The following is a 13,412-nucleotide window of genomic DNA, read 5'->3' on the forward strand; positions in this document are numbered from 1 at the left end:
ACGTTCGACGTCGGCGCTCTTGACATGCAAAGACACCGTCTTGACATTTGGAGACACGCTGATAGAGTGGAAATCAAACAATTAATACGGAGACACATCGCCATGGCGATGAAAAGGCTGCATCGCAGCGCGTGCCTGACCAATTACGTGGAGCTGGCGCAATCGCTGCACATCTCGCCTTTCGAAGAATTGCGGCGGGTCAACATCAACCCGGCCTGCCTGACCAATCCGGACACGAAAATTCCGGTTTCCGCCCTGTTCCAGTTGCTCGAGAATTCCGCCCAGGCCGCGGGGATCGACAACTTCGGGCTGCGCATGGCCGAAGGCCGCCAGCTGTCGAACCTCGGCCCGCTCGCGCTCGTGATCAAGAGCCAGCCGACGATGCGCAAGGCACTCGAGGCGATCCAGAGCTACGCCCATCTGCAGGCCGAGGAAGTGATGTTCCTCTTTGAGGAAAGCGACGGAGTGCTGGTGATCCGCGAAGAGCTAATAGCGGACCGGGCGGAACCGACCCGTCAGGCCACCGAAATGTCCCTGGGCGTCCTGTATCGGGCTTTGCGCGTGCTGCTCGGCAGCGATTGGCACCCGACGACGGTCTGCTTCCGCCATCCGGCGCCCGTCGATCTGCGCGTCCATCAACGGGTGTTCGACACGCGCCTGAAGTTCAACAGCAATATCGACGGCATCATTTGCCGCGCCGCGAACCTGGACGACCCGCTGCCGAGTTACGACCCGGAAACCGCGCGCTACGTGCGGAAACTGCTGGAAGTGGTGGATACCGAACCCGTCAAGTCGGCAGCAGAAAACGTCAGGCAACTCGTCTGGCTGCTGCTGCCCACCGGACGCTGCTCGGTCGAAATCGTCGCCCAGCACCTCGGACTCGATCGCCGCACCCTGCATCGCCATCTGCAAAAGGATGGCCAGACGTTTTCCGACATCCTCGACGCCGCCCGGCGAGACCTCGCCGTCAAATACCTGAGCAATTCCCGGCGGTCGCTGAAGGACCTCGCGGAACTGCTCGGCTTTTCCGAGCCGTCGGCCTTTTCGCGCTGGTTTTCGAGCCGCTTCGGCTGTACCGCCTCGGCCTGGCGTCAGCACCAGCTCCGCGAAAGCCCCCCATTCCTGCAGTAATCGCCGCGCCGCCCCTGTCCCATATTGTCAAGTCGATGACCTGAATCGTCAAAAGCCCGCATCTCCCCGAAGCGCTAAATACCGCCCAAGAGCGACAAGTGAAAAGTCGGTCTGCGCTTCGGAGCATTAAGCCCTTCTCCCTGCGTCAGCCGCCATCACCGCTCTCTACTACAACAGGAGGAAGACATGGCCCTGATCATCAATTCGGACTGCATCAATTGCGGCATCTGCGAAACGGAATGCCCCAATGAGGCCATTTCCCCGGGAGATGGTGTATTTGTCATCGACCCGTCCAAATGCACGGAATGCGTCGGACATTACGATAGATCGCAATGCGTAACGGTCTGCTTGTCCGACTGTATCTTCCCGGATCCCTCCTATCGGGAAAGCCGGGATCAATTGCACGAAAAATACCTTCGCACGGCATCCTGACCGGTGCGCCCGGACCGGAGGAGCGCTCGCATGATCGCGGCAATTCGGCTCCTCCTGGTCGGGCTGGCCTGTGCGGGCTGGGGCGCCGTCTGGATATTCGTGTTCCGCCCCGCATTGGGGATTTGACCATGACTGCCATCGCCCCTGCCCTACCCGCCGAAGCCCCTGCCGCCAAGCGCCTACCCGGCAACCTGATCATCTGGGCCTTTATCCTGGCCGAAATGCTGATTTTCGCAGTGCTCTTCGCTTCGTACGCCTTCGACCGGGCCAAGAACGTGGAGATGTTCAATTTCTACCAGCAGACCCTGGACCGCAACGCCGGGGCCATCAACACCCTGCTGCTGGTGACCGCCTCCTGGTTCGTCGTCCTGGCGGCTCAGGCGACCCACCGGGACGACAGCCGCGAGGCCAGCCGCAACATCGCCCTCGGTTTTCTCTGCGGCGCCGGCTTCCTGGTCATCAAGGTGTTCGAGTACGCCGCCAAATTCGGGGCAGGGATATCCCTCTCCACCAACATCTTCTACAGGTTTTATTTCGGCTTGACGTTTTTCCACTTCATGCATGTGATCTTAGGCATGGTGGTTCTCACCATCCTCTGGATGAAGACCCGCCAAGGCGCCTACAGCAGCCGGGATGCCCACGGCCTGGAAAGCGGGGCGGCCTACTGGCACATGGTGGATCTGTTGTGGATCGTGCTGTTTCCTCTGGTTTATGTGATGCGATGAAGGCTTTTTTCCTGAACTCCGCCCATCGGGCCTGGCTTGTCCTCCTCATCGCCACCGGCATTACCTGGTGGCTGGGAGAAGAGGGTGCCGCCGGCACCGCTGCCATCATTGCCATGCTGGCCGTCGCATTCGTCAAGGGCCGTCTGGTGATCCTCGATTTCATGGAATTGCGGGGCGCCCCCCTGATGTGGCGCCTTCTTCTCGAAAGCTGGCTCATCCTGGTGGGCGGCCTCATTCTTCTCGCCTACTGGATCAGCCTCAAATGACGGAACACGCGCTGCCCTTTTACGACGGCAACGAAATCGCCCTTTTCGCACGCGCCTTCCGGGAACGCTTGCCGCTTGTCATCAAGGCACCTACCGGCTGCGAAGAGAAGGCAGCTTAAGCAAAGCTATCCTCCACGCATGCTTGGCGCGGATCTCAAAATCCGCGCTCAGACTGCTGACAAAGCCTCCAGAAATGGGGGCTTTATCGTTTGTCCAGCACTGAGATGTTGAGCACCTGCGCCAGCTTCACGAAGTGGGTCAGACAGGTGCTTCGATGCGGTTTCTTGGTAGCACGAACGGTCAAGTTGATGTCCCAAATAGTCAAGCCCGTCTCGTTCGAGGTGCTTAATCTCAGCATCAAGATCAGACCCAATAAATGATCCTGATCAAGTCCCAATAAAGATCCGCGAACGCGTAGCACAACAGGAATTCCATAATAACTTTTAGTCGAGGAGACGACATGGTTTCGGAAAGCGCGACAAACAAGATTGAGCTGTGGCTGGCCAGAAGTGGAATGTTCTGCATCATTGGCTACGTCATCGGCTGGGGAATTCTCGGCATGTGTATCCAGCCGTTCATGGCCAGCCCCGCATGGACTGCCCAGGAGCACTTCGACTTTTACCGGGATCACAGCACCCGCATCATGATCGGAATGACGATCGCCAGCTTCGATGCCGGCGTCTTCATGCTGTTTGTTTCCCAGATCGCCACGCAAATGCGGCGCAGGGAAAAGAATAGCCACGTGCTGTCAACGGTGCAGCTCGTCGGCGGTCTGCTGACAGGCTGGGTCGGGATGATGGCCCCCATGATGTGGTGCGCCCTGGCTGAGTTTTCCACTCAGTTGGATCCTGCCATGGTCAAGTTCTTTCACGTTATGACCTGGTATGTGTTCGATGGCACCTACTGGGTCACCATCGCCCAGTTTGGCGCCATTGGTCTGATGGGGCTCTATGACAACAGCAAGGAGCCGCTATTCCCGCGCTCGGCCGGCGTAATTGGCGTTGTGCTCGCCGTCGGCTATGTGACCCTCGCGCTCATTCCGTTCGACCATACCTTCATCTTCTCGTATGACGGTCTTTGGAATATGTATTTCGTCTGGATCACATTCTTCTTTTATCTCCTCTGGGTGAGCCGGTTGTGTGTCCAGGACCTCAAACGTAGCCAGGTCGGCATCCAGGCAGTGGCCGGCGCCCAAGCGCTGGCTCACTAAACAAATCATCGACAGGAGAACTTGAATGATCAACCTGAAGACAGAACTGACGCTGCCGGCCGTGGGCTTGACCGGCTTCGAAGCACCGCTCAACGACATCGAACTGGCGATCCAGGACACCTTGCACAAGTTCGCCAAGGACGTGCTTCGGCCCGCCGGGCAGGAACTCGACAAGATGAGCGCGGAGCAGGTGATTGCCCCCGGTTCTCCCTACTACGAGGTTCTGGCCAAAGCCGCGCAACTCGGCCTTGATTCCAGCCTGCTGGAGCAAATGCCGCCGGAAACGGCCATCCGGGTCGAGTCCATCATCGGCGAGGAAATGGGCTGGGGCGACGCCGGCCTGGGTGTCTCGCTGGCCTGCGTCACCTTTCCGCTGGAAATGGCCAAGGCCGCCGGCAATTCCGAATTGGTCGACCTCTGCCGCGACAAAATCGGCTGTTGGATGATTACCCAGCCCGACAGGGGCAGTGATGCCCAGATTTTCGACATGGCGAGCGAATGGCCGGTCAAGGGCGGTCAGGGAAACAAGGGCAATGTTTGGGGCGTCGTCGGTAAGGACGAAATGGTCATCAACGGCCAATGTTCGGCCTGGGTCTCCAACGGCGCTGTCGCCCAGGTGGCGCTGGCCTACATTAACGCTGACTATGGCGACGGGTTCTTTGACGCCAACGGCCGTCCGCACGGCCTGGTGGTGATCATCCCCCTCGATCTGCCCGGTGTCTCGAAGGGCAAGCCGCTGGACAAGATCGGGCAGCGCGCGCTGCCCCAGGGCGAAATCTATTTCGACAACGTTCGCGTTCCCAAGCGTTTCGCGATTGCGCTCAAGGACGAGTATTACGGCAATCTGGCTTCCGTGTGGGCCTTTGCGGGTTGCCACATGGGCCAGATCATGACCGGATTGGCACGCGCCGCCTTCGAGATGGCGCTGCAGTATTGCCACGAGCGCAAGCAGGGTGGCCAATTGCTGATCAATCACCAACTCACCCGCTGGCGGCTGGGCGACATGTTGCGTCGCGTTGAACTCTGCCGCGCCGTCGCCCGCCGTTCGCTGACTTATGCCCGGCTCTCACCGGCCGGACACCCGTACGCGACGGCGTCAGGCAAGGTCACGGTCACTGAGGAAGCGATGAAGGTCGCAACCGAAGCGTTCCAGCTATTCGGCGCCAGTGGCACCTCGCGCGAGTACCCGATCGAAAAGCTGTTCCGCGATGCGCGCTCTGCGCAGATCGAAGACGGCGAAAACTATGTCCTGACCATGCGCCTGGGCCTGCTCGCACAGCAGCTCTACGCCGATGGCTGGTCGAACAACTGAAAATCTTCCTAAGGATTCAAAATGGCCAAATATCCCGTCGTCGTCTATGGCGCCAGTGGTTACACCGGCATGCTGATCATGGACTGGCTGATCGACCAGAACATCCCCTTCACGGCCGTCGTGCGCAACGCCAAACGGACGCAGGAGATGATGGCCCAGCGCGTCGTGCGCTTGGAGTCGGCCGTCTACGAGATCGTCGAGGCGAACCATGACGTCGAATCGCTGGCGCGGGCGTTCCAAGGCGCAAAGATCGTCTGCAACACGGTGGGCCCCTTCGTCAATTTTGGTCTGACGACCGTCGAGGCAGCGCTCCAGGCGCGCTGCCATTACCTGGACACCACGGGTGAGCAGAGCTTTATTCGGGCGGCCCGTGAGCGCTTCGATGCGCCGTTCCGACAGGCGGGCCTGCTGCTCGCACCGTCGACGGCCTACATGTACTCGTTCTCGGAGATCGCCGCTGAACTGGCCTTGGAGACACCCGGGGTCGATGCGCTCGAGACCGCCACGCTTTGTCGCGGGCCGCGTGGCGCCGGGTCGGGTGTCACGGTGGGTTCGACGGCATCGATCTTCGAGATCTTCCGCCATGAGGCCTGCTACCTCTGGGAGAAGAAGCTGGTTCCGCATGCGGCCAACGCCTCGTACACCGTCGCCGTTCCGGACCTCCTGCAACCCGTGTTCACGATCCCGTGGGGCGGCACGTCGCTGCCCGTCTTCTTCGAGAACGATCCGCGCGTGCGCAGTTGCGTCTCCAGCGTCGGCTTTTACGACAACGAGGTGATGAAGTTCGTGCATGCCGTGGGCCAGAAGTGGGAGAGCGAATACAAGGATCTGTCCAAGGAGGCGCAAGACCAGGTGGTCAAGGGCCTCGTCGACTCGACGACGCCGTCCATGCCGGCGCGCGAGCGCACTACCCTGACACGCACGGTCGACACCGCCGTCGGGCGAGGCCAGCTCGCCGCGGTGCGCGCGACGGTACGCGGCGTCACGCCCTACATTGCGACCGGCGCGCTGCAGACGGCCGCTGTAATGAAGCTGCTCGACGGCGAGACCGCGAGAGTCGGATTCGCCTCGGCCTGCAAGGCCTTCGGTCACCGCTATCTCCTGGGTTTCCTGGAGCAGCGCGGGCTGGCGAGCGCCAGCGTCACTGTGCTTTGAGGGCCCGACCATGGCGATCATCGATTTCTTCGACCGCGGCTGGCGCGCCAACCCCGAAGGTGCGGCCTACATCCAGGGAGACCGTTCCTTCAGCTTCAACGAGGTCGGACGGCTGAGCTGCCGCATCGCCCGCGCGCTGCTGGCCGCCGGTTTCGGGCGCGGAAGCAAGGGCGCGGTCTGGGCCGGCAACGACGCCACCGCCTGGACCTGCGCGCTCGGACTGTGGCGGGCCAATATGGCCTGGATCCCGGTGGGCGCGCGCAACGGCGCCGACGAAAATCGCTACGTCCTCGACACCTTCGACTGCGACGTGCTGTTCTTCCAGAAGGAGTTTGAGGCAACGATCGCCGCACTGCGGCCGCAGCTGCTGAAAATCAAACTCTACGTCTGCATAGACGGCGAGGCTGAGGGTGCCGTCTCACTGGCCACTTGGGTCGAAGGCCACGCCGATACCGACTTGGGTCTGACGGTCGATCTCGACGATGTGGTCGCGATCTCACCCACCGGCGGAACCACCGGTCTGCCCAAGGGGGTGATGAACACCCACCGCAGTATTCAGACCTTCGTCGCCCACTTCATGATCGGCTGCAGCTATGGCGCGCAGGATCGCCCGGTCAATCTGGCGGCAGCGCCGATGACCCACACCTCGGGGCTGCTGTCGCTGCCGTGCACGGCTCGCGGAGGTACCGTCGTCATCCTCCCCAAGCCCGATCCGGCGCTGCTGCTGGAGGCAATCCCGCAACACCGGGTGACCGAATTCTTCCTACCGCCGACGGTGATCTACCGCCTGCTCGACATCCCCGACCTGAACAAGAAGGTCGACTTCTCGTCGCTGAAGTATTTCCTCTACGGCGCGGCGCCGATGTCGGTGGACAAGCTCAAGCACGCGATCGAGGTGTTTGGACCGGTCATGACGGAAAGCTACGGCCAGACCGAAGCCCCGGGAGCCATTGCCTGCCTGCGCCCCGGCGAGCATTTCGACGGCGCGGCGCTGGCCAGCGACGAGCAGCTGTCGTCGGTGGGACGACCCAATCCGCTGATCCGAGTCGAGATCCTCTCCGACGACAACCGAGTCCTGCCCCAGGGCGAAACGGGCGAGATCTGCGTCCGCGGCGACCTGGTGATGAAGGGCTATTACAAGGACCCGGCCAAGACCGCGGAAACCATCGTCGACGGCTGGCTGCACACCGGGGACATCGGCCACCTCGACGCCGGCGGCTATCTGCACATCACCGACCGCAAGAAGGACATGATCATCAGCGGCGGCTTCAACGTCTACCCCAGCGAAGTCGAGCAGGTGATCTGGGCTCACCCGGCAGTGCGCGACTGCGCCGTCATCGGCGTCCCCGACGAGAAGTGGGGAGAGTCGGTGAAGGCGGTGGTCGAGTTGAACGCCGACCAGAGCGTGAGCGGCGAGGAACTGATCGCGCTGTGCAAGCAGAAGCTGGGCTCGGTCAAGGCGCCCAAGACGGTCGACTTCATTGCTGCCCTGCCCCGCAGCGCGGCGGGCAAGGTGTTGAAGAAGGACTTGCGCGCCGAGTACTGGCGCACCACCGAGCGGAGAATTTAAAACAATGACACGACTCTACATCGCCGGCATCGCCATGACTGTCTTCGGTCGCCACCTCGAGCGCAGCCTGCACGACCTGGCCGACGAAGCGCTCGCCGGCGCGCTCGAGGATGCCGGCTGCGTCGCCGCCGACATCGGCGCAGCCTACTACTCGGGCATGACCAACGGCGCGCTGCAGGGGCAGATCTCGGTGCCGGGCCAGGTGATCTTCAGCAAGATCGGAATCGACAGCATACCGGTATTCAATGTCGAGAACGCCTGCGCCTCGGGCAGCAGCGCCTTTCATCTCGCGCTGCAGAGCCTGAAGGCGGGCACCACCGACGTGGCGCTGGCGATCGGCGCCGAAAAGATGAACATCCCCGACAAGGCCCGCGCGATGGCGCTGTTCGAGGGCGGCTGGGACGTCTCGCGCGTCGAAGAAAACTATGCCACCCTGATCAGGATGGGCGAAGGCGTCACGCCGCCGCCGGGGTCGGAATCGGACCGCCCCTACAGCCGTTTCATGGCCATCTACGCTGCGATGTGCCGCTGGCACATGCGGACCTACGGCACCACGCAACGGCAGATCGCCGCTGTCTGCGCCAAGAACCATGGTCACTCGGTGCATAACCCCTACTCGCAGTTCCGCAAGCCCTTCAGCATCGACGAAGTGTTGGCGGCGCCGCCGATCACCTATCCGATCACACTGCCGATGTGCGCGCCGTTGTCCGACGGTGCCGCCGCCGCCATCGTCTGCACCGAGGAGGGGCTGAAGCGGATCGGCGCCGACCGCAGCCGCACGGTCGAGGTCGCGGCCAGCGTGATCCGCACTTTCAGCCACCGCCGCATCGACGAGCCAGAAAAGGCCGTTGGCCGCCTGGCGGCGCTGCAGGCCTACGAGATCGCCGGCATCGGACCCGGCGACATCGACGTCGCCGAAGTCCACGACGCCTCGGCGATGGGCGAGATCATCCAGGCCGAAAACCTCGGGTTCGTCGACCCGGGTGAAGGCGGCCCGGCGGCCGAGCGCGGTGACTTCACCATCGGCGGCCGGATCCCGATCAACCCCTCGGGCGGCCTTGAATCAAAAGGCCACCCCCTGGGTGCTACCGGTATCGGCCAACTCTACGAACTGGTGACCCAATTGCGCGGCGAGGCCGGCGCGCGCCAAGTCGAGGGCGCCCGCCATGCCATGCAGGAGAACGGCGGCGGCTTGCAGGGCGTCGAGGAAGCCGTGGTAGCGATCCATATCCTGAGGCATTGAGCGCAAGTCATGGCAGAGCTATATCTCGTCAGGCATGGTCAGGCAAGTTTCGGAGCCGACAATTATGACCAGCTTTCATTGTTGGGACAGCAACAGGGGCAGCTGCTCGGGGAATACTTTGCTGAGCGAGAAATAGTCTTCGATCACGTATTGCTCGGGACGATGAATCGGCACCGGCAAACCGTGGAGGCCATATTCCAAGGTTCACCTGAAGTTGCGAGCCTTAAGGAACATCGAGGACTCAACGAGTACGACTTTGGCGCGCTATTTGACGGTCTCGGTGATGAACACCATGAATTGCAGCTGCTGGCAAAGAAAGGCAAGAAGGATTTCTATAGGGCCTTAAGGCAAGTATTGCTGTTATGGATGGAAGATCGTATCGAAGGCCCTATTCCGGAGACATGGTCGCAGTTTCAGCAGCGTGTGGCTGATGCCAAGAACCATATCCAGGGACTGAAAGGACAACGGATCTTAGCAGTGAGCTCGGGGGGAGTCATGGCTGCAATAACGCAGCAGACACTTGGCGCCCCCAGGGAAACAGTCATATCGCTCAACCTGCAAATTCACAACTGTAGCTTTTGCCGATATTTCTTCAATGCAGATTCATTTCATCTAGCAACTTTCAACAGCATTCCGTATTTCGACAATGCGGATCGTTTAAACCTCATTACCTATGGGTAGCCATGATTGTGACCAGAGAAATCAACCAACTTGATGTCGACGGGCTGTGCAAATACTTGGAAACCCATGTCAAGGGGTTTGCCGGCCCATTGAGCGCAGAGAAGTTTTCGGGCGGTCAGTCAAATCCTACATTTCTATTGCGGGCAAAGAGCGGCAACTATGTCCTGCGCCGCCAGCCGCCAGGCCAGCTCTTGAAATCGGCGCATGCGGTGGACCGTGAATATCGCGTCATCACGGCATTGTCATCGTCGAAAGTGCCCGTTGCGCATGCACATCATCTCTGCACCGATCCGAGCGTAATCGGCAGCATGTTCTACATCATGGATTATCTTGATGGGCGCATCTTTTGGGATCCGTCGCTTCCCGACCTCGATATTGATCAGCGCAAACCAGCTTACGATGCATTGATAACGGCACTAGCGTCACTGCATGACGTCGATGTCGATAAGGTCGGCTTGAGTGATTATGGCCGCGCGGGAAATTATTTCGAGCGGCAAATAGGCACATGGACAAAGCAATATCGTGCTTCTGAAACCGAGCGATTGGAATGCATGGAGGCCTTAATTGATTGGCTTCCGAAGCATTGCCCGGCGGAAGACGCTAGGCCAGCGCTGGTTCATGGCGACTTCCGCTTCGACAACCTCATTTTCCATCCCAAAGACCTGCGCGTTTTGGCTGTCCTGGACTGGGAGCTTTCCACGCTGGGCAATCCCCTGGCGGATCTCGCATATTTCTGCATGTGCCTGCGATTGCCGGCGGATGCTTACGTCGCCGGCCTGGGCAGCAAAAATCGTGGCGTTCTTGGAGTGCCCGAAGAAGCTGAAATAGTCCAGCGCTACTGTGAGTTGCGCGGCATCCCAAAAATAGAGAACTGGAATTTTTACATTGCATTTAGTTTTTTCCGCCTTGCTGCTATCGCTCAAGGGGTAAGGAAGCGTGCCATCGACGGCAATGCGTCCAGCCTGCATGCGCAAAGAGTCGGAGAGATGGTTGTACCGCTCACCGCAATGGGCTTTGCCGCAGCGAATGAAAAAGAAACGTCGGTTGGTTCATCAATTGAGCGAAACAGGGAAAGGAGTATGTCATGACCACCAAACTATTCGACCTTGAAGGAAAAATCGCCCTGGTGTCGGGGGCAAGTCGCGGCATCGGTGAAGAGATCGCCAAGCTGCTGGCGGAACAGGGAGCGCATGTGATCGTTTCCAGCCGAAAAGCGGAAGACTGCCAAAGAGTAGCCGACGCTATTCGTGATGCAGGTGGAAGCGCGAGTGTGCTTGCCTGCAATGTCGGCAAGATGGAAGACATCGCTGCTGCATTTGAACTAATTGAACACCTTCACGGCCGCCTCGACATTCTGATCAACAACGCCGCGGCTAACCCCTATTACGGGCATGTGCTGGACACGGATCTTGCCGCTTTTACCAAAACTGTCGAAGTCAACATTCGCGGCTACTTCTTCATGTCGGTAGAGGCAGGAAAGATGATGAAGAAGCAGGGTAAGGGCTCGATCGTCAATGTCGCCTCGGTGAATGCTTTGCGACCCGGGGCGAATCAAGGCATTTATTCGATCACCAAGGCGGCGATCGTCAATATGACCAAGGCTTTCGCCAGAGAATGCGGCTCGTTGGGAATCCGCGTCAATGCCTTGTTGCCCGGGCTGACCAAGACCAAATTTTCGACCGCGCTATTCAATGACGAAAAGCTCTACAGCGAATGGGTCTCCAACATTCCGTTGCGCCGTCACGCTGAACCGCGCGAGATGGCGGGCGCTGTGCTTTACCTTGTATCTGACGCCGCCAGCTATACCAACGGCGACTGCATCGTCGTCGACGGCGGCATGACTCTTTAAAAGATGGATCGATAGAAAGGAAATATCATGGATTTTGCCTACTCGTCCAAAGTCGAAGATCTTCGGGAACGCGTGCGCCGCTTTATGGACACCCATATTGTGCCGCGCCAGCGCCAGTGGCTTGAGGAAGTGCATCGCGACCAGTTTCCAGTCTCCTTCATGGCGGATCTTAAGGCGCTGGCCAAGTCGGAAGGCTTGTGGAACATGTTCCTGCCCAGCCTGCACGCTGACGAACCCGGGACCCCACTGACCAACTTGGAGTACGCGCCACTGGCCGAGATTATGGGACGTGTGAGCTGGGCGTCCGAAGTCTTCAACTGCAATGCTCCGGACACCGGCAACATGGAACTTCTGCACATGTTCGGCACCCCGGAGCAGCAAAAGGCTTGGCTGCGTCCACTGCTCGAGGGCGAAATTCGTTCGGCTTTCGCAATGACAGAGCCTGACGTAGCATCCTCGGACGCCACGAACATCACCACCTCGATCCGGCGGGAAGGCGACGAATACGTCATCAATGGTCGCAAATGGTTCATCACCAACGCCGCTCATCCGCACTGCCGTATTTTCATCGTCATGGGCAAGACTGACCCGGACGCAGAGCGCCACAAGCAACAGAGCATGATCCTGGTGCCTCGGGACACGCCGGGCCTGGAAGTTGTACGCAATATCAATATCGTGAACCACCATTCGCCGGAAGGCCACTGCGAGGTCGTCTTCCGTAATGTGCGCGTGCCGGTATCCAATCTGCTCGGTGAGGAAGGCAGTGGTTTCGCCTTGGCCCAGGCGCGTCTCGGTCCCGGGCGTATTCACCACTGCATGCGATCGATCGGTGCTGCCGAGCTTGCTCTGGAAATGATGATTGACCGAAGCCTGGAGCGACGCGCGTTCGGAAAGTACCTACATCAACATGGTTCGATCGGCGAGTGGATCGCGAGATCAAGGATCGAGATCGATCAGGCGCGCTTGCTGGTGTTGAAGACAGCCTGGATGATTGATCAGTTTGGCGCCAAGCATGCGCACAAGGAAATTTCCATGATCAAAGCCCTGGTACCTGGGGTTTATACCGCGGTATGCGATCGTGCGATGCAGGTATTCGGGGCCATGGGTATCAGTCCCGATACGCCACTGGCTGACATGTGGACCTGGGGCCGCGCTTTGCGCTTCGCTGACGGCCCGGATGAAGTCCATCTGCAAAATATCGCCCGTATTGAAGTCAAGAAAGGGCAGGAAAAACTAGGCGCTACTGCACCCTATTTGACAACTCCATTGCGCTGATGAAACAGCTTGATGACGTACCCGGCCTGACTGCGCGCCAACAGCGATTCGTCGACGGGTACGCCATCAGCGGCAACACCAGCGATGTCGGTGCCAGTGTGAAACTGCGCAATCTGCCGGCGAGAAACAGGTGTATCGAAAGGGGCGTTTGAGACGTTCCGGAACCGCGGTTACCACAATGCTTTGAAATCGAACGAAAGCTGTTTGTGGTGGCGGATGGCGAGCAGGAAAACCTCTTCGCCGGTGAATGCGTACAGCAGCAAGTAGTGCTGCAGCACGTACTCGCGAATTTCGGCATTTCGACCGATCTTGCTCAATTTGCCCTGCAGCGTGTCGATTCCGTTGGTGGTCTCAACCGAGCGAACCGGGCGATCCATGAATGAACGCCCCATCGCAGGGAAACGTTCAAGATTGGGGATGACGGTTTCAAGTAGCTCATCGAGCAAGCCGTCGTAGGCCGGCGCAGCCTCCGCATCGATCAGGAATTGCTCGATTTCCTCCAGGTTGCGCTCAAAGTTTGCGGTGAGCTTGACTGCGATCGGCGATGAAGCCTTACCTGCCAC

At 59.6% G+C, this 13,412-nt stretch carries 15 protein-coding genes; 14 read left to right on the forward strand and 1 reads right to left on the reverse strand.

Features of this window, described 5'->3' with window-relative positions:
* Nucleotides 1-66: 66 nt before the first annotated feature.
* The 14 genes from AZKH_RS25615 (at nucleotide 67) to AZKH_RS25670 (ending at nucleotide 12,849) form a co-directional block, all read left to right on the forward strand.
* A complete protein-coding gene (locus AZKH_RS25615) occupies nucleotides 67-1,131 on the forward strand; it encodes an AraC family transcriptional regulator (RefSeq protein ID WP_231874603.1) in 1,065 nt (354 codons plus the stop codon).
* 186 nt (nucleotides 1,132-1,317) lie between these two features.
* The gene (locus tag AZKH_RS27130) at nucleotides 1,318-1,563 is read left to right on the forward strand and encodes a YfhL family 4Fe-4S dicluster ferredoxin (protein WP_015452219.1); all 246 of its coding nucleotides are present in this window, start codon (nucleotides 1,318-1,320) and stop codon (nucleotides 1,561-1,563) included.
* Between the two features lie 128 nt (nucleotides 1,564-1,691).
* Nucleotides 1,692-2,288: a cytochrome c oxidase subunit 3 family protein gene (locus AZKH_RS25620; protein ID WP_015452220.1), complete on the forward strand. Its 597-nt coding sequence runs from the start codon at nucleotides 1,692-1,694 to the stop codon at nucleotides 2,286-2,288.
* Nucleotides 2,285-2,554, forward strand: a complete 270-nt coding sequence (locus AZKH_RS25625; RefSeq protein WP_015452221.1) for a cytochrome C oxidase subunit IV family protein — start codon at nucleotides 2,285-2,287, stop codon at nucleotides 2,552-2,554. Before AZKH_RS25620 ends, AZKH_RS25625 begins: the two co-directional genes overlap by 4 nt.
* Nucleotides 2,551-2,673 carry a hypothetical protein gene (locus AZKH_RS27405; protein ID WP_369795131.1) on the forward strand — a complete coding sequence of 41 codons (123 nt, stop codon included), beginning with the start codon at nucleotides 2,551-2,553 and terminating at the stop codon, nucleotides 2,671-2,673. The genes AZKH_RS25625 and AZKH_RS27405 overlap by 4 nt, the downstream gene beginning before the upstream one ends.
* Nucleotides 2,674-3,014: 341 nt before the next feature.
* A complete protein-coding gene (locus AZKH_RS25630; RefSeq protein WP_015452222.1) occupies nucleotides 3,015-3,764 on the forward strand; it encodes a hypothetical protein in 750 nt (249 codons plus the stop codon).
* Nucleotides 3,765-3,789: 25 nt separating this feature from the next.
* Nucleotides 3,790-5,076: an acyl-CoA dehydrogenase family protein gene (locus AZKH_RS25635; RefSeq protein WP_015452223.1), complete on the forward strand. Its 1,287-nt coding sequence runs from the start codon at nucleotides 3,790-3,792 to the stop codon at nucleotides 5,074-5,076.
* Between the two features lie 21 nt (nucleotides 5,077-5,097).
* Entirely contained in the window at nucleotides 5,098-6,231 is a 1,134-nt protein-coding gene (locus tag AZKH_RS25640) for a trans-acting enoyl reductase family protein (RefSeq protein ID WP_015452224.1), read from the forward strand.
* Nucleotides 6,232-6,241: 10 nt separating this feature from the next.
* Nucleotides 6,242-7,801 carry a class I adenylate-forming enzyme family protein gene (locus AZKH_RS25645; RefSeq protein ID WP_015452225.1) on the forward strand — a complete coding sequence of 520 codons (1,560 nt, stop codon included), beginning with the start codon at nucleotides 6,242-6,244 and terminating at the stop codon, nucleotides 7,799-7,801.
* 4 nt (nucleotides 7,802-7,805) lie between these two features.
* Nucleotides 7,806-9,044: a thiolase family protein gene (locus AZKH_RS25650; protein WP_015452226.1), complete on the forward strand. Its 1,239-nt coding sequence runs from the start codon at nucleotides 7,806-7,808 to the stop codon at nucleotides 9,042-9,044.
* Nucleotides 9,045-9,053: 9 nt separating this feature from the next.
* Nucleotides 9,054-9,725 (forward strand): histidine phosphatase family protein, encoded by a 672-nt coding sequence (locus tag AZKH_RS25655; RefSeq protein WP_015452227.1) that lies wholly within the window; start codon nucleotides 9,054-9,056, stop codon nucleotides 9,723-9,725.
* 8 nt (nucleotides 9,726-9,733) lie between these two features.
* A complete protein-coding gene (locus tag AZKH_RS25660) occupies nucleotides 9,734-10,813 on the forward strand; it encodes a phosphotransferase (protein WP_369795137.1) in 1,080 nt (359 codons plus the stop codon).
* Nucleotides 10,810-11,574 carry an SDR family oxidoreductase gene (locus AZKH_RS25665; protein WP_015452229.1) on the forward strand — a complete coding sequence of 255 codons (765 nt, stop codon included), beginning with the start codon at nucleotides 10,810-10,812 and terminating at the stop codon, nucleotides 11,572-11,574. The genes AZKH_RS25660 and AZKH_RS25665 overlap by 4 nt, the downstream gene beginning before the upstream one ends.
* Before the next feature lie 27 nt (nucleotides 11,575-11,601).
* A complete protein-coding gene (locus AZKH_RS25670; RefSeq protein WP_015452230.1) occupies nucleotides 11,602-12,849 on the forward strand; it encodes an acyl-CoA dehydrogenase family protein in 1,248 nt (415 codons plus the stop codon).
* Between the two features lie 170 nt (nucleotides 12,850-13,019).
* Here the strand turns inward: AZKH_RS25670 and AZKH_RS25675 are convergent, their stop codons facing one another.
* The gene (locus tag AZKH_RS25675) at nucleotides 13,020-13,412 is read right to left on the reverse strand and encodes a type II toxin-antitoxin system RelE/ParE family toxin (protein WP_015452231.1); all 393 of its coding nucleotides are present in this window, start codon (nucleotides 13,410-13,412) and stop codon (nucleotides 13,020-13,022) included.

Source organism: Azoarcus sp. KH32C, from assembly GCF_000349945.1.
Classification (GTDB): Bacteria; Pseudomonadota; Gammaproteobacteria; order Burkholderiales; family Rhodocyclaceae; genus Aromatoleum.